This window comes from Curtobacterium sp. MR_MD2014 (genome assembly GCF_000772085.1).
Taxonomy (GTDB): Bacteria; Actinomycetota; Actinomycetes; order Actinomycetales; family Microbacteriaceae; genus Curtobacterium.
In genome coordinates this window covers 2,766,111-2,782,242 of the sequence record NZ_CP009755.1, presented here as the reverse complement: position 1 = coordinate 2,782,242, position 16,132 = coordinate 2,766,111, and the positions used below count along the sequence as shown (strand labels likewise).

Here is a 16,132-nt window from a genome sequence, read left to right as displayed (position 1 = left end):
CACCGGAGCCTAGCCACCGCCGTGTCCTCGTCGTCGGTCACGTCGATGCCGTCACTTCGACGCGCTCAGGTCGTAGACGGTCTGGCCGCCGACCGTGGTCGCCTCGTAGTGCGCGGCGACCCACTCCTGGATCGCGCTCGCGGTCGACGAGCCGCCACCCATCCCGCCGCCGGAGCCCGAGGACACGTAGTAGCCGACGTCACCGGCCGCGACCCAGGCCTGGAACTCGGCCAGGGTCGGCGCGGGGTCGCTCGACCAGCCGCCGATGGCCATCACGGCGGTGTCGGTGTCGAGCTCGAGCTGCGCGGCCGACTGCGAGCCGTTCACCGCGGCCGACCACTTCGCGTCCGAGGCGGCGAGCAGCTTCGTCAGTGCCGACGACGTCGTCACACCGCCACCACCCATCCCGCCGCCGCCGGTCGGGGCACCGTCCTCCGAGGTCGCGGAGCCGGAGCCGGAGCCGGAACTGCCCGGCATCGTCGGGACGCCGTCGCCCGTCCCCGCAGGAGCCGAGCCGGTCGGCGCTTGCCCGCCGCTGTCCGGGCCCTGCCGGGAGCCGTCCGTCCCGTCCTGCTGCGTGCCCTGCCCGCCCGGGCCGCCACCGTCCTGGGAGCCGTCCGTCTGCGTGCCGTCAGTCGACCCGCCGGGGCCTCCCGCGCCTCCCGGCTGTCCACCGCCACCGCCGCCCGGGAATCCTGCTGCGCCGCCCGTCCCACCGGAGCCGCTGCCCGCCGGGCCGACGCTCGGGATGGACCCGGAGTGCGCGACGGTCGTCGTGGCGAGCGCGTACGCGGTCGTGCCGGTCAGCCCGAACAGGGTGCCGGCGAGGACGCCGACGGTGACGGCCTTCCGGAGGGTGGGCACGCTGCCGACGACGATCGCCGCGGCGGACAGGAGCCCCCCGGCGAGCACCACCCATCGGAGCCAGGGCAGCCAGGTCGGGTCCTCGTTCAGCAGGCACCAGCTCCAGAACGCCGTCCCGCCGACCATCGCGGCGAGGCCGAGGCGACCGGTGACACGCTCGCGGGCGTGCCAGAGGAGCGCACCACCGGTGCCGACCAGGCCGGCGATCGCCGGGGCGAGCGCGACCGTGTAGTACGGGTGGATCGTGCCGGACATGAACGAGAAGACCAGACCGGTGACGATCAGCCAGCCGCCCCACAGCACCAGACCGGCGCGTGCCGGATCGGCGAGGTGCCGACGACCGACGACCACCAGGCCGAGGACGAGCGCGACGAGCGCGGCGGGCAGGAGCCAGGAGATCTCGAGGCCCATCTCGGACGAGAACAGGCGGTTCAACCCGGTCGCACCGCCGAACGACGAGCCCGCGGTGCCGCCTCCGCCCGTGCCGCCCCCGCCGCCGCCGTTGCCCGAGCCGCCGAAGATGCGGCCGAGGCCGTTGTAGCCGAACACCAGGTCGAGGACCGTGTTGTCGGTGGACCCACCGATGTACGGGCGCGACTCCGCGGGCCACAGCGCCACGGCGACCACCCACCAACCCGCGGACACGACGAGCGAGACCGCGGCGATGCCGAGGCCGATCGCGCGCCGGCCCCAGCTCGTGCGTGCGGCGAACAGGTACACGAGGCCGAACGCCGGCAGGACGAGCAGGCCCTGCAGCATCTTCGTCAGGAACGCGAAGCCGAGGGCGACACCGGCGAGGGCGATCCACCGCCAGCTGCCCCTCGGGAGCGCCCGGACGGTGCAGTACGCGCCCGCGGTCATGAGCAGGACGAGGAGCGCGTCCGGGTTGTCGAAGCGGAACATCAGCGCGGCGGCCGGGGTCGCGGCGACGACGAAGCCGGCGAGCAGCGCACCGACGTTCGCGGTCGTCGCACCGAGGCGGGCGAGGGTCCGCCGGACCGTGCCCCACACCAGGGCGACGGAGCCGACGGCCATGAGCGCCTGGGGGAGCAGCAGGCTGGTCGACGAGAAGCCGAACACCCGGGCGGACAGCACCATCACCCACAGCGAGGCCGGGGGCTTGTCGACGGTGATGAAGTTCGACGAGTCGAGGGAGCCGAAGAAGAACGCCTCCCAGGACTTCGTGCCGGCCTGCACGGCGGCGGCGTAGAAGCTGTTCGCGTACCCGGAGATGCTGAGGTCCCACAGGTACACGACGGCGGTGAGGACGAGGAGCGCCCAGAACGCCGGGCGGAGCCAGCGGGCGTCCTCGCGCTCGCCGGCGAACAGGCGGACGAGGGGCTGGCGTCGACGGACCCGGGCGGCGGTGCTCCCACCGGGGTGGGCGCGGCCCGGACGGTCGGTCGCGGGGGTCGGGTAGGTGGTCATGTCGACGACGATCGCCGGTCCGGGTCGGCCGATCCGATGTGTTCCCTCGGTGCTCCCTAAGAGCGCTGCACGGTGCCGGTGCCGGTGCCGGTGCCGGTGCCGGTAGCGGTACCGGTGCCGGAGGCGGCCTCGCGGCGGACCCGTCGGCGGGCCTGGCGGATGCTCGCGCGCTGCAGCCGCATCGACGGCCACCCAGCGGTGCGCGCGTGTGTCGCGAGCTGTTGGTCCGGGTTCACCACGACGGGGTTCCCGACGAGCGAGAGGAGCGGGATGTCGTGCCGCGAGTCCGAGTAGGCCCAGCAGATCGCGGGGTCGGCACCGGTCCTCGCCAGGAGCGCCCGGGCGGCGACGGCCTTCTGCTCGCCGTGCAGGAACGCGCCGTCGAGGCGGCCCGTGTACACGCCGTCCTGCACCTCGAACACGCTGCCCAGGGCACCGGTCAGGCCGAGGCTCCGCGCGATCACGTCGGCGAGGAACGTCGGCGTCGCGGTGACGAGCCAGACCTGGTGGCCCTTCGCGAGGTGCTCCCGCGCGAGCGCGGCGGTCTCCGGCCAGACGCTCGGTTCCGTGTGGCGCTCCCACACGTCGTCGGCCAACCGGGCCATGTCGGTGACGGTGATGCCGGTGATGACCTCGAGCCCGCGGGTCTGCGCCGCGGCGAGGTGCCGGTCGTCCTCCCCGCGCACCTTGAACCGCGCGTGCTTCCACCCGGCGCTGACGATGTCGCGCAGGGTGATCAGTCCGGCGGCCCGGAGGCCACGGACCAGGTGGAAGGCGCTCGCGCCGTGCACGAGCGTGTTGTCCACGTCGAACAACGCGAGGACCGGGCCACCCGTCTGCTCCACCGCCATCGCGCCAGCGTAGGTGACACACCTGCGTCTCCGCCGCTGTGGACGCCCCGCGGCGTCAGGCGTAGCGGCGGGCGGCGCGCAGGGCGTGGTCGGTGTACGAGCCGCCGAACAGGTACACGTGCAGGAGCAGCGGCGCGAGCTGGTGGAGCTCGACACGCTCCTGCCAGCCGTCCGCCAAGCGGGACTCGGCGTCGTACCCGGCGAGCACCGACTCGAGCCGGGGGAGTCCGAACAGCGCCAGCAGTGCCAGGTCGGTCTCCGCGTGCCCGCCGTGCGGCGTTGCGTCGATGAGCACCGCACCGGTCGGTTCCGAGGAGTCCGTGTGCCACAGGACGTTCCCCGCCCAGAGGTCGCCGTGGATGCGCGCCGGAGCGTCGCCGACGAGCCGGGGCTGCGGGGAGCCGAGCGTGCCGTCCTCGAGCCGGTCGGCCACGCGCTCGAACACCGCGGCCTCGGCAGCGTCGAAGCCACCGCGGTCGACGATGCGCTGCACGAAGTCCCGGATGCGGTACTCGGCGAAGAACGCGCCCCAGGTGGCCGGCGCGTCGGCGGCGCTCGTGAACGGCGTCCGCGACCGACCCATCCGCAGGCCGCCGCGGGTCGGGAACCCGGGCGAGGGTGCACCCCAGTGGTCGGCACCGGCGGCGTGGGTGCGTGCGAGCGAGCGACCGAAGCGCTCGGCCTGTGCACGCGTCGGGCTGCCGTCGCGGATCTGTTCGAGGTGGAGCACGGTCGGCTCCGGGTGGTCGAGGACGCGGGCGATCCGGGTGCCGCCCGTCTCCTCGGCCTCGGCGAGCCAGGCCAGTCCGGCGGCCTCGGCGGTCGCCTCGTCGGGGTCGCGGAACGTCTTCACGTGGATCTCGGGCACCGGTCCATCCTGCCGACGGTGCCCGGCGGGTGTTCAGGCTCCGCGGCGGGCGGCGTGCACGACCAGGGCGAGCTGCACCCGGTTGTCGACGCCGAACTTCTCGTACACGTGCCCCACGTGGGTCTTCACGGTGGCCAGGCTCACGAACAGGTCGGCGGCGACCTGTGCGTTCGAGGCTCCGGCGGCCACGGCGAGGGCGACCTCGGTCTCGCGGTCGGTCAGGCTCGCCAGGAGCGCGCGCTCGGCGGCTCCGTCGGCCGCGGCGGTCGCGACGGCGGCCGTCCCACGTCCCGTTCCGGTCGGGGCGCTCGCCGCGACGGCGATGACGCGGTCGAGCACCGACGGCGACAGGATCGACCGCCCGGCGGCGACCGTCCGGACCGCGTGGACGAGGTCGTGCGGCGGGGTGTCCTTGAGCAGGAAGCCCCGGGCGCCCCGCTGCAGCGCTCCGAGCACGAGGTCGTCGTCCAGGAAGGTGGTCAGGACGAGCACGGCCAGCTCCGGCTGCTTCCGGAGCTCTCGTTCGGTGGCGACGAGGCCGTCGCAGCGGGGCATCCGGATGTCCATCAGCACGACGTCGGGTGCTGCGGAGGCGATCACGCCCTCGGCCTCGAGTCCGTCGCCGGCCTCGCCGACGACCTCGATGCCGTCGTCGCCGCTCAGGAGCAGTCGGAGCCCGGCTCGGACGAGTTGGTCGTCGTCGACGAGGACGACCCGGATCGATGCGCTCACGCCGTCCACGGGAGCACCGCCTCGACCACGTGGGTGCCGTCGTCGTCGCGACCGGCCGTGAAGGTCCCACCGACGAGCCGGGCCCGTTCCGCCAGGCCCCGCAGGCCGTGACCGCCGGGAGCGCCGTCGCCGGTGCTCGCGGGCCCCACCGTCGGGTTGCCCACCCGCACGCGCAGCGCCGGACCGTGGAGCACGTCGACCGTGACGGTGACGGGCTGCCCCGGAGCGTGTCGGCGGGCGTTCGTCAGCGCTTCCTGCACCACCCGGTAGGCGTGCCGCCCGACGGTGTCCGGCGCGGCGGTGACGGCCTCGTCGACGGTCGCCGACACCACGGCGCCCGAAGAGCGCGCCTCGTCGAGCAGCGCGGGGAGGTCGCGCAGGGTCGGCTGCGGGGGAGCGGCTCCGGCGAGCGCGGCGGTGTCCCCGGGTTCCCGCAGCACGCCGAGCACGTCGCGGAGCTCGGTGAGTGCGGCGTGCGCCTCGGCCCGGACGACCCCGGCGGCCTCGACCGTCTCGTCGGGTGACAGCGACCGGCCGCGGTACTCGAGCGCCCCGGCGTGCAGGGCGACGAGCGACAGCCGGTGTCCCAGCACGTCGTGCATCTCGCGGGCCAGGTGCGCCCGCTCCTGCTCCCGGGCGCGGTCCTCGCGGAGCTGCTGGTCGCGTTCGAGCAGGGCGGCCCGTTCGCGCAACCCGTCGAGCAGGGCCCGCCGCTGCCCGATCGCGATGCCGATCGCGACGAGCAGGGCGGTGAGCACGACGGCCGCGACGAGCACCTGCCACAGGGGCGTGGCGTCCTCGACCGGGTACAGCCCCTCACCGAACATCGAGGCGGCCACGAACGCCGCACTCCCGATCGCGATCTCGGCCGGGCGCCGCCGGGTGACGAGCGAGACCAGCGCGAGGACGGCCGCGCCGACCGCGAAGGTGGACACGGTGCTGCCGGCGATGACGAGCACGCCGACGAGCAGTGGCGCCCGGTGCCGGAAGGGGACCAGGACGAGCGCAGTGAGCCCGACCGCGAGGTCGACGAGCAACGCCGCACCGAGCCGGGCCTCGCTCCACCGGGTGGTGTCGAGGGTCGACCAGATCGCGCTGAACGCGGTGAGCCCGACGAGTGCCGCGAGCACGAGTCGCCACGACTGCGCCCACACGCGTCGGCCGAGGGGCACGGGACGGAGCACGGTCGAGGTCACGGCTCCGAGCCTAGGAACTCCGGCACCCGCGCCGGATCGGCCGAAGGTCGGAGAAACGGCGGCGGCCGGGGTCACACCGCGTCGACGAGGGCCCGTGCCAACGGGTGCCACGGCCGCGAGTCCGGTCCGCTGAGCACGAGTGTCCGCACGTACCGCGGCTCCACGGGCAGCATCACCAGGTCGTCCGGCAGCATCACCCGCCCGAGCGTCGGGACGATCGACACCCCCTCGCCCCGCTGGATCATCCCGAACATCGTGCTCATCTCCCGCACGCGGTGTGCCCAGCGGAACGGTTGCCCGGCGAGCTCGTGCATCCGCTGGATCTGGTGCTCGCAGCCTCCGCCGCCGGCGACCAGCCCGTCCTCGTGCAGGTCGTCGAGCGTCAGCGCAGTACTCGACGCGAGCGGGTGGTCGCGCCGGACGACCGCGCCCATCTCGTCCCGTGCGACGACCACGCCCCCGTGGGGTGCCGGCACCGGGTCGACGAGCACGGCGGCGTCCACGGTGCCGCCCTCGAGCCACTCGGCCATCTCGTCGTCGTCACCCTCGTAGACCTGCACGTCGACGTCCGGCAGCGTCACCGCCCACAGCTCGCGGAGCCGCGGCAGCAGGCCCTGGCAGACCGTCGGGACGGCGGCGAGGCGCACGGTGCCGCGGATCGTGGCGGGCCGCACCACGGCCTCCAGGGCGTCGACCGAGGCGAGCACGCTGCGGGCGTGGGCCAGCATGCGGTCGCCGAGCGGGGTGGCGACCGCGGCGCCGCCGCGCCGGACCACGGGCCCGCCGACCTCGCGCTCGAGCCCTGCGACGGCGTGCGAGACGGCGGACTGACCGACGCCGAGGGTGGTGGCCGCGCCCGTGAAGGAGCCGGCGTCCACGGTGGCGACGAAGGCGCGGAGCTGCGGGATCGAGAGGGTCATGCGTGTCCTTCATGCCGTCATGCAGGTCAGTCGTTCGACACATGTGACGGACGTGGCCGATGCTAGCGCTCGTGAACGCCCTCCTCTACGTCCTGGTCGCCCTCACCTGGGGTTCGAGCTTCTTCTTCGCGAAGATCGGGCTCGAGGGACTCGCACCGCAGCAGGTCGCCACCGTCCGCACCGTGCTCGGGGCGGTCACGCTCGTCGTCGTGCTGCTCGTCACCCGACGGCGGTGGCCGCGCGAGCCGCGCGTCTGGGGGCACCTGCTCGTCGTCGCGGTGTTCCTGAACGCGGTGCCCTCGTCGCTCATGGCGTGGGCCGAGCAGACGGTGCCGTCGGGTCTGGCGAGCATCTACAACGCCACGACGCCGATCATGACGCTCCTCGCGCTCGCGGTGCTGGTGCCGTCCGAACGGCTCAGCCGCCGCCAGCTCGGCGGCGTCGTGCTGGGGATCGTGGGTGTCCTCGTACTCGTCGGCCCGTGGGACCTGGTCGGCGACCCCGCCGTGCTCGCCACCGTCCCCGGCCAGGTCGCACTGCTCGGCATGACCGCGTCCTACGGCATCGGACTGGCGTGGCTCCGGCGCTTCGGCGTCGGCAGCGGGCAGGACCCGACGACGGTCGCGACGGTGCAGCTCACCCTGGCGGCGCTGCTCATGCTGCTGGTCGCGCCGGTCATCGCGACCGGGCCGGTGGACCTGGACTGGAGGATCGTGGCCGCGATGGTGGCGCTCGGTGCGGTGGGCACGGGGCTGGCCTACGCGTGGAACACGCGCCTGGTCGGCGCGTGGGGCGCGGGGCGCGCCTCGACCGTGACCTACCTGACGCCGGTGGTCGGGGTGGCGCTCGGGGTCCTCGTGCTCGGGGAGCCGCTGCGGTGGAACGAGCCCGTGGGTGGGCTGGTGGTGCTGCTCGGGATCGCGTTGGCGTCCGGGGTGCTGGGCGGGCGGCGGCGGAGCGCCCCGCGGGCTGCAGCCGCCGCCTGACGTCGCTCGGGCGGGGCGGGGCGGGCTGCGGGGCTCCGGCTCTGGCGCTGCCCGTTCTTTCCCACAGCGGCTGCGATGGAAGGTGGAACCGGGCGTACCTGGTGGGAACGGACGACCAGGTACGCCCGGATCGACCAGGTACGCCCGGATCGACCAGGTACGCCCGGAACGGCCGGGTACGCCCGGGAGGACTCGGCGCGCTCACCCGCGGCAGTACGCTCGCCCGGTGCTGACGATCGAGACCGTGCTCCCCGGTGCGCCCGCCGCCGCGCGCATCCTCCGCCGGTACACGTCCGAGGTCGCCTCGCGGTGGTACGGCCGCCCTGCGAGGGAGGACGAGGTCGACCAGGCACTCCGCGACGAGCCCTCCGACGACCTCACGGGCACGACCGGTGTGCTCCTCGTCGCCCTCGACGACGGGGTACCGGTCGCGTGTGCCGGCGCGCGCTTCCGCGGGGACGTCGCCGAACTGACCAAGGTGTTCACCCTGGGCGAGGCCCGCGGACGGGGCATCGGGAGACGCATGGTCCGCGCCGTCGAGCGGGTGTGCGCGGAGCGGGGCGTCGACACGGTCCAGCTCGACACCCGCGGGGAGCTCGCCGAGGCCTGCGCGTTGTACGAGCGGCTCGGCTACCGGCGGGTCGAGCCGTTCAACGACGAGCCGTACTCCGACCGCTGGTACCGGAGGTCCCTCGCCGGAACGTCCGCCTGAACCTCCGGCGGGTCAGAAGGCGGCGAGGGCGTTCTCGAGCATCCGGTGCCCCTGTCGTTCGAAGCGCTCGTCGTGCACCGCGAAGGCCCACACGGCCGTCCCGACCGCCTCACGCAGCTGGAGCGAGCGCCAGTCGTCGGTGTCACGAGGATCGGACCCGTAGCCCGCGAAGAACGCGTGCTCGAGCTCGGGGGAGTCCTCCCAGTGCAGGACCGCCAGGCGGGTGAGGTCCGCTGCGGCCGGGCGGAACCCGAAGCGACCGAAGTCGATCGCACGCAGTCGGCCGTCCTGCACGATCCAGTTCCGGGGGTGCCAGTCGCCGTGCGTCGGCACCAGGGTCGCGGCGTGCGGGGTCGACGACCGGAGCAGCGTCCGCGCGCGGTCCTCGAGCTGCGGATCGATGCGGTGCGGGGCGTCGAGGGAGCGGAGTGCCTTCGCGGTCTCGGCCGTCAGGTACTCCGCATCGGTGCGGGCCGCCTGGTCGTGGAGCCGTCGGAGGATCGTGCCCGCCTGCCGGTGCACGGTCGCAGCGGTCTCGTCGGGGGTCCCGAGCGCGAGGTGCCCGGGGACCCGCTCCAGCACGAGCACACGGCTCTCGGTGTCCGCGGCGACCAGATGGCCCGTGTCGTCACCACGGAGGAGCGCCCCGGTCCACTGCCGGTGCGCCGTCAGCTCCCGTGGGAAGTGCGTGTTCTCCGGTCCGGACGCCTTCACGGTGTGCTCCCCGGCACCGTTCCGGACGTGGAGCACCCGGGTGTCGAGGAGGCCCCACGACTCGTCCGCCACCATCGACGCCCCGGGGAGCACCTGCGCGACGAACGCCGCCTGCGCCGGGCTCAGCCCGCTGTCGTCCCACCCCACGGCGCCATCCTGGCACGTGCGCGACGAGTGGTCATCCGGTAGTCGCGCACCGTCCTTGTCGCCCTCGGACACGGGCGGTACAGTCCGGATCACCCGTCGACGGAGACGGCCCCTCGACGGGACGAGGAGCGCACCGCAGTGCTGCGCGCTCCCCGCACGTGCCGCCGCCGACCGATCGAGGAGGATCACATGGCGAGCAACCACGCAGTCGCGTACAAGGGACCCGGGAAGGTCGAGGTCATCGACACCGACTACCCGACGTTCGAGCTCAAGGACGGACCCGGGGTGAACCCGGCGAACGTCGGACGCAAGGTCAACCACGGGGCGATCCTGCGCACCGTGGCGACGAACATCTGCGGCAGCGACCAGCACATGGTCCGCGGGCGCACGACGGCACCGACCGACCTCGTGCTCGGGCACGAGATCACCGGCGAGGTCGTCGAGGTCGGGTCGGACGTCGAGTTCATCAACGTCGGCGACATCGTCTCCGTGCCCTTCAACATCGCGTGTGGCCGCTGTCGCAACTGCAAGGAGCGCAAGACCGGCATCTGCCTCAACGTCAACCCGGACCGTCCGGGCAGTGCCTACGGCTACGTCGACATGGGCGGCTGGGTCGGCGGCCAGGCCGAGTACGTGCTCGTGCCGTACGCCGACTGGAACCTGCTGAAGTTCCCGGACCGCGACCAGGCGCTCGAGAAGATCCTCGACCTCGCGATGCTCTCCGACATCTTCCCGACCGGCTTCCACGGTGCGGTGACCGCCGGGGTCGAGGTCGGCTCGACGGTCTACGTCGCCGGCGCCGGGCCCGTGGGTCTCGCCGCCGCGACGGGCGCGTTCCTGCTCGGAGCGAGCGTGGTGATCGTCGGGGACATGAACGCCGACCGGCTGGCGCAGGCGCGCAGCTTCGGGTGCGAGACGGTCGACCTGACGAAGGGCGACCCGGCCGACCAGATCGACCAGATCCTCGGTGAACCCCTCGTGGACTGCGGCATCGACGCCGTGGGCTTCGAGGCGAAGGGGCACGGCTCCGGTGCCGGACACGAGGCCCCGGCCACCGTGCTCAACTCCCTGATGGACGTCACGGCCGCCGGCGGCGCACTCGGCATCCCCGGGCTCTACGTCACGGGTGATCCGGGCGGCGTCGACGAGGCCGCGAAGAAGGGCGCCCTGTCGCTCAGCCTCGGCACCGGGTGGGCCAAGTCGCTGTCCTTCACCACGGGGCAGTGCCCGGTGATGAAGTACAACCGGCAGCTGATGATGGCGATCCTGCACGACCGCACGAGCATCGCGAAGAACGTCAACGCGAAGCCGATCGGACTCGACGAGGCCCCTCGCGGGTACGAGGAGTTCGACAAGGGTGCCGCGACGAAGTACGTGCTGAACCCGAACGGCCTGATCCCGGCGGCCTGACCGCCGCACGGTCCGCGTCGCATCGACACCCGGTGCGGCGCGGGCCGTGGCCGTCGTCGCACTCGCGCAGCCACCGGTCCGTACGCTCGCCGGTGTGAGCGACACCCGCCGGCCCTCGACCGTCCGCCTGCTGTTCGCGTCGTCACACCCCGGACCGACGGTCACGGTGACGGTCCTCGCCGCGGTGATCGCCGCGGCCGTCGGGCACCCGTGGTGGCTCGTCGTGCTCGTGGCGCTCGCCGTCGTGGCCGGGCAGCTGTCGATCGGCCTCGCCAACGACTGGATCGACGCCGACCGCGACCGGGCCGTCGGCCGCAGTGACAAGCCCGTCGCCCGCGGACTGATCCCCGTCGGGACCGTCCGGACCGCGGCCGTGACGACCGCGGGTGTCGCCGTGCTCCTGTCGCTCGCCCTGGGCCCGGTCGCCGCGGTGGCCCACGTCGTCCTCGTCGCGGCCGGCTGGGCCTACGACGCCGGACTGAAGCGGACGGTCTGGTCCGTCGTGCCGTTCGTGGTGGCGTTCGGGCTACTGCCGGTCGTGTCCGTCGCTGCCGGGGGCGACGGTTCGTGGCCGGCGTGGTGGGCGATCGCCACCGGAGCGGTCTTCGGTGTCGCGATCCACTGCACCAACGTGCTGCCGGACCTGCTCGACGACGAGGCGACCGGCGTCCGTGGGTTCCCCCACCGGCTGGGGCTCCGGGGCGCGGGGACGCTGGCGTTCGGGTCGCTCGTCGTCGCGGCGGCGCTGGTGCTCGGCGGCCAGGTCGCCGGCGGAGGCGTCGGCACGGCCGGGACGGTCCTGGCGGTCGTCGGAGCCCTCGTGGTCGTCGTGCTCGCGGTGGTCGGGATCCGCCTCGTGTTCGCCGGTCGTCCGACGCGGGCACTGTTCCGCCTGGTCATCGCGTCCTCGCTCGTCCTCGTCGTCGAGCTCGGCGTCGCCGGCGCCCGACTGATCGCCTGACGGCACCGGAAGCGGCACCGGGACCGGCACAGGCACAGGCACAGGCACAGGCACCGGCACTGGCACCGGCACCGGCACCGGCACCGGCACTGGCACCGGAAACGGCATCGGCACCGGCTGACTCAGGCCCACCGCATCGCGTAGACCCCGGCGAGCCCGTCGGCGCTCGGCAGCGCGAGCACGGTGCGGAGCAGCGCCTCCCGCCCCACCGACCCGAGCACGCCCGTGGGACGCCCGAGCGCCATGTTCAGTTCCGCCTGCCGAGCAGCCCGCCGCGCCGCGGCCTGCCGCCCGACGGCGTACCCGTTCGCGGACTCCTGCCACGGTCCGTCCGTGCCTGAACGGACGGCCTCGGCGAGCAGTGGCGCGAGCGCGGCGGCGTCGAGCCAGCCGAGGTTCATGCCCTGGCCGCCGATCGGACTGATCTCGTGCGCGGCGTCCCCGACGAGCACCACCCGTCCGACACCGACGTGCGACGCCTCCCGCCGCCGCACCCGGAAGCCGCTCGTCATCGTGCACGTCGCCGGGTCGGGCCGGGCGCCGGTGCGTCCCGCGACGATCGCGGCGAGGCGGGCGGCGGCGTCCGGGTCCGGTTCGCCACCGGCCGGTGCGGTGCGGTCGTCCGGCACGAGGGCGACGTACCGCCGCCTGCCACCCGGCAGCGGGAACGACTCGACGACCCCCTCCGGTCCGACGTCGACCAGTGCCGACGACCGGGCCTGCTCGGGTTCGGGGTCGGCGAAGTCGCCCATCACGTACCGGTCGCGGTAGTCGCGGCCCGAGGTCGCGATGCCGACCAGGTCCCGCACCGCGCTGCGGGCGCCGTCCGCGCCGACGACGAAGGCCGCCTCGACGACGACCGGGGCACCGTCGGGTCCGACACCGTGCGCCACGACGTCCCCGACGCGGCGGGACAGGGCGGTCACCGTCGTGCCCGTCCGCAGCGTCCCGGACGCGAGCCGGTCGCGCAGCAGCGCCTCGGTGCGGTGCTGGTCGAGCGTCGCGACGTACGGGTGCGTCGCGGAGGCACGGTCGAACGACAGCGTCCCGAGTTCCCGTCCGCGACTCCGGGCCACGCCCGTGCGGACGAGCACCGCCTCGGCGAGCACCGCGGTGTCCAGGCCGATCGCGGCGAAGGCGTCGAGCGACGGCGGGTGGATCCCGATCGCGCGCGAGCCCGTCGGCTCGGTGCCGCGCCGCTCCCAGACGGCGACCGTGACGCCCGCCCGCTCGAGGAGCGCAGCGGTGAACAGGCCGACGGGCCCGCCCCCGACGACGAGCACGTCGACGCGTTCCGTGGTCACGGAGGCGAGCCTACGGACCCGTCGCGGCGACCCACCCAGGCGGCGTCGGACGGGAGGCGCGTGGCGGGCGCGCCACGGGCCTCCCGTCCGACGGTGCGTCACGTCGGCGGACGCTCGCCGACGTCGTCAGGTGGTGACGCGTGCGCGTTCGGCGCGGTCCTCGGCGGCGAGTCGACGGGCCTCGCGGAAGCGCTTCTGTGCCTTCTCGACGGGGACCTCGACGGCGTACGCGGCGCCGACCGCCACGACGACGGCGACCGCGATCATGAGCACCTTGCCCCACGGCCCGACGGCGAAGGGGTCGAGGAGCGCGATGACGAGCGGGTGCCAGAGGTACGCGGCGTACGACACGCGCCGACCGAACCACGAGACCGGCGACCAGGCGAGTGCGGCCGACAGCGGCGACCGCACCGACACGAGCCCGCCGATGAGCACCGCGGAGACGACGCCCGTGAGCGGCAGCAAGACGCTGAAGGTCCAGGCGTGCTGCGCCCAGTCGTCGCCGATCCACAGCATCGTCCCGACGAGCAGGGCGAGCCCGGCACAGGTGGCGACGTGTCCGGCGATCCCGGCGGCCCACGTGCGGACGCGCTCGTCGTCGAGCAGCAGCGCGAGCAGGCAGCCGGTCGCCAGCGGGACGACCCCGAGCACGGGGGAGAAGTAGACGTCGGGCGTCGCACCGCTGTTCGGCGTCCGGTAGACCAGCCCCGCGGCCACCGAGCACCCGACGATCACCGCGCCGAGGCCGGCGAGCAGCCACCGCCGACGCGACCGCACCAGGAACAGCAGCACGAGGACGGGCGGCCACACCAGGTAGAACTGCTCCTCCATCGACAGCGACCACGTGTGCGCGAAGACGCCCTGCGTGGTGTCCCAGAAGGAGCGGAAGAGGTTGCCGGTGTAGGTCAGCGCGATGAACGCGGCCTCGCCGGGGCTGAACGAGGCGCCCTTGTAGTCACCGACCCAGTTCCACAGGAGCAGCCCGACCACGACGAGAGCGACGAGGGCCGGGTAGAGCCGGAGCAGACGCTTCAGCCAGAAGGTCCCGAGACGGATGCGTCCGGTCTTCCGGTGCTCGCCGAGCAGCAGCGTCGTGATGAGGAACCCGGACAGGGCGAAGAACACGGTGACGCCGATGAAGCCGCCCTCGAACTGCGGCACGTGCAGGTGGTACAGGATCACCATGGCGATGGCGATCGTCCGGAGCCCGTCGAGGGCCGGAGCGCGGCGGGTCAGTGGCGGTGGCGGCGTCGGCCGGGCAGCACGGATCCCACGGCCGACCGGTGTGCTGCGGCCGACCGCGTGGGCGTGCTCGGGGGCGAGGGTGTTCGTCGCCACGGTTCCTCCCTGTGAGGATCGTTCGAACGGATGACGACGAGCTTGCCCTGTCCGGGTAAGAGGACGCTCAAGATCCGGGGTGCAGGATCCGGGTCAGTGCGTCCAGCCGCTCGTGCACGATCGCGGCGAAGTCGCGGTCCTCGCCGTCCGCGATCCACTGCGTGAAGGACAGGTGGAACACCGTGACCGCCGTCTCTGCGGCGATCGTGGCCGCCGGCTCGTCGATCCCGTGTGCGCGCAGTGCGCCGCCCAGGTGGACCTTCAGGGTCGCGAGCTTGCCGAGCTCCCGCTCGCCCAGGGCGGGGACGGCGTCGATGACCTGCTGCCGTGCCCGGGACCACGCGCGACGGTCGTCGGGGAAGAACGTGGCCGCGGAGTCGAGCGCGCGACCGACCAGGGCGAGGGCGGGTGTCCCCCCGGGAGCCTGGGCGATCGGGTCGGTGAACATGCCGGTGAAGTCGTCCTGCCCGGCGAACAGCACCTCGCGCTTGTCGGCGAAGTGCCGGTAGAAGGTGCGCTCGGTGACCTCGGCTGCCGCGGCGATCTCGGCGACGGTCGTCTCGTCGTAGCCGTGCTCGGCGAAGCGCTGCAGTGCGGTCGCCTGCAGTCGTTCCCGGGTGCCCGATCGCCATCGTGCCATGGGACGATCCTACTGATGACAGTCGCTGACATCGAGTGCTACGGTGATGTCAGTCCGTGACATCAGGTCGCGGGCACCCCACGAAGGGACCACTCATGCACGTGTTCGTCACCGGGGCCTCCGGATGGATCGGCTCCCACACCGTCGACGACCTGCTCGCCGCCGGGCACGACGTCACCGGCCTCGCGCGCTCCGACGCGGCGGCGGCGGCGCTCGAGACGAAGGGCGTCACGGTCCTGCGCGGCGACCTCGACGACCTCGGGGCGCTCGCCCGGGGTGCGGCCGGTGCCGAGGGGGTCCTGCACCTCGCGAACAAGCACGACTGGTCCGACCAGGCTGCGACGAACGCCACCGAGCGCGCCGCCGTCGAGACCCTCGCGAACGCCCTCGTCGGCACGGACCGCCCGTTCGTGGTGGCATCCGGGGTCGCCGCCCTGGCTCCGGGTCGTCCCGCCGAGGAGCGGGACCCGTCTCCCTTCACCGGTGTGGACAGCCCCCGCGGTGGCAGCGAGAACCGGGCACTCGACTTCGTGGACCAGGGGGTCCGCACGATCGCTGCGCGGTTCAGCCCGACCACGCACGGCGTCGGCGATCACGGCTTCGTCGCGTACCTGACCTCCGTGGCGCTGGAGCGGGGCGTGTCCGGCCACGTCGGCGACGGCAGCAACCGCTGGGCGGCCGTGCACGTGGACGACGCCGCCCGCATGGTGCGACTCGGTCTCGAGCAGGCCCCCGCGGGCGCACGCTTGCACGCCGTCGCCGAGGAAGGGATCCCCACGCGGGACATCGCCGCGGCGATCGGCGACGCGCTCGGGCTGCCGGTCACGAGCATCGACCCGTCGGACGCGTCGGCGCACTTCGGGTTCATCGGCGGGTTCTTCGGCGCGGAGATGTCGGCGTCGTCGACCGCGACGCAGGAGTTGCTCGGGTGGGAGCCCGTCGGGCCGTCCCTGCTCGAGGACATCGCCGCGGGGGCGTACGCACACGCCGCCGCGCGCTGACGGCCGCGCCCGCCGTGCTCGTCACGCTCGTCACCACGGTTGCGAGACTCGGCACAGCGG

At 73.8% G+C, this 16,132-nt stretch carries 15 protein-coding genes; 5 read left to right on the top strand and 10 right to left on the bottom strand.

The features are described from left to right. Window positions 1–51 precede the first annotated feature (51 nt). The 6 genes from NI26_RS12805 to NI26_RS12780 all read right to left on the bottom strand — a co-directional run bounded on the left by NI26_RS12805 (window position 52) and on the right by NI26_RS12780 (window position 6,859). Window positions 52–2,292: an ArnT family glycosyltransferase gene (locus NI26_RS12805; RefSeq protein WP_081985040.1), complete on the bottom strand. Its 2,241-nt coding sequence runs from the start codon at window positions 2,290–2,292 to the stop codon at window positions 52–54. 56 nt (window positions 2,293–2,348) lie between these two features. Beyond that, window positions 2,349–3,143, bottom strand: coding sequence for an HAD family hydrolase (locus NI26_RS12800; protein WP_066655993.1), 795 nt, complete (start codon window positions 3,141–3,143; stop codon window positions 2,349–2,351). Window positions 3,144–3,198: 55 nt separating this feature from the next. Next, window positions 3,199–4,011, bottom strand: coding sequence for a fructosamine kinase family protein (locus NI26_RS12795; RefSeq protein ID WP_235426369.1), 813 nt, complete (start codon window positions 4,009–4,011; stop codon window positions 3,199–3,201). A gap of 33 nt (window positions 4,012–4,044) precedes the next feature. Further along, window positions 4,045–4,752: a response regulator transcription factor gene (locus NI26_RS12790; RefSeq protein ID WP_066655990.1), complete on the bottom strand. Its 708-nt coding sequence runs from the start codon at window positions 4,750–4,752 to the stop codon at window positions 4,045–4,047. After that, the gene (locus NI26_RS12785) at window positions 4,740–5,939 is read right to left on the bottom strand and encodes a sensor histidine kinase (RefSeq protein ID WP_066655986.1); all 1,200 of its coding nucleotides are present in this window, start codon (window positions 5,937–5,939) and stop codon (window positions 4,740–4,742) included. Before NI26_RS12785 ends, NI26_RS12790 begins: the two co-directional genes overlap by 13 nt. Before the next feature lie 71 nt (window positions 5,940–6,010). After that, window positions 6,011–6,859 carry a LysR family transcriptional regulator gene (locus tag NI26_RS12780; RefSeq protein ID WP_066655983.1) on the bottom strand — a complete coding sequence of 283 codons (849 nt, stop codon included), beginning with the start codon at window positions 6,857–6,859 and terminating at the stop codon, window positions 6,011–6,013. 71 nt (window positions 6,860–6,930) lie between these two features. On the opposite strand from NI26_RS12780, the gene NI26_RS12775 reads away from it, so the two are divergent. Then, the gene (locus NI26_RS12775) at window positions 6,931–7,845 is read left to right on the top strand and encodes a DMT family transporter (protein WP_144411363.1); all 915 of its coding nucleotides are present in this window, start codon (window positions 6,931–6,933) and stop codon (window positions 7,843–7,845) included. Between the two features lie 226 nt (window positions 7,846–8,071). After that, window positions 8,072–8,557, top strand: coding sequence for a GNAT family N-acetyltransferase (locus NI26_RS16640; protein WP_066655979.1), 486 nt, complete (start codon window positions 8,072–8,074; stop codon window positions 8,555–8,557). A gap of 12 nt (window positions 8,558–8,569) precedes the next feature. Here NI26_RS16640 and NI26_RS12765 read toward each other — a convergent pair whose 3' ends face one another. Continuing rightward, the gene (locus tag NI26_RS12765; RefSeq protein ID WP_066655978.1) at window positions 8,570–9,418 is read right to left on the bottom strand and encodes an aminoglycoside phosphotransferase family protein; all 849 of its coding nucleotides are present in this window, start codon (window positions 9,416–9,418) and stop codon (window positions 8,570–8,572) included. 189 nt (window positions 9,419–9,607) lie between these two features. Between NI26_RS12765 and fdhA the strand changes: the two genes are divergently transcribed. Both fdhA and NI26_RS12755 read left to right on the top strand, forming a co-directional pair. Then, on the top strand, window positions 9,608–10,828 hold the full coding sequence (gene fdhA, locus NI26_RS12760; protein WP_066655976.1) for a formaldehyde dehydrogenase, glutathione-independent: 1,221 nt from the start codon (window positions 9,608–9,610) through the stop codon (window positions 10,826–10,828). Window positions 10,829–10,922: 94 nt separating this feature from the next. Then, window positions 10,923–11,789: a UbiA family prenyltransferase gene (locus NI26_RS12755; RefSeq protein ID WP_066658628.1), complete on the top strand. Its 867-nt coding sequence runs from the start codon at window positions 10,923–10,925 to the stop codon at window positions 11,787–11,789. A gap of 122 nt (window positions 11,790–11,911) precedes the next feature. Here NI26_RS12755 and NI26_RS12750 read toward each other — a convergent pair whose 3' ends face one another. The 3 genes from NI26_RS12750 to NI26_RS12740 all read right to left on the bottom strand — a co-directional run bounded on the left by NI26_RS12750 (window position 11,912) and on the right by NI26_RS12740 (window position 15,071). Further along, window positions 11,912–13,093 (bottom strand): FAD-dependent oxidoreductase, encoded by a 1,182-nt coding sequence (locus NI26_RS12750; RefSeq protein ID WP_066655974.1) that lies wholly within the window; start codon window positions 13,091–13,093, stop codon window positions 11,912–11,914. Between the two features lie 126 nt (window positions 13,094–13,219). After that, the gene (locus tag NI26_RS12745; RefSeq protein ID WP_066655971.1) at window positions 13,220–14,431 is read right to left on the bottom strand and encodes an acyltransferase family protein; all 1,212 of its coding nucleotides are present in this window, start codon (window positions 14,429–14,431) and stop codon (window positions 13,220–13,222) included. Window positions 14,432–14,498: 67 nt separating this feature from the next. Then, window positions 14,499–15,071 carry a TetR/AcrR family transcriptional regulator gene (locus tag NI26_RS12740; RefSeq protein WP_066655968.1) on the bottom strand — a complete coding sequence of 191 codons (573 nt, stop codon included), beginning with the start codon at window positions 15,069–15,071 and terminating at the stop codon, window positions 14,499–14,501. 95 nt (window positions 15,072–15,166) lie between these two features. Here NI26_RS12740 and NI26_RS12735 point away from each other — a divergent pair, with 95 nt between their 5' ends. Then, complete coding sequence (locus NI26_RS12735) at window positions 15,167–16,072, top strand: SDR family oxidoreductase (protein ID WP_066655965.1); 906 nt, start codon at window positions 15,167–15,169, stop codon at window positions 16,070–16,072. The last annotated feature ends 60 nt before the right edge of the window (window positions 16,073–16,132 follow it).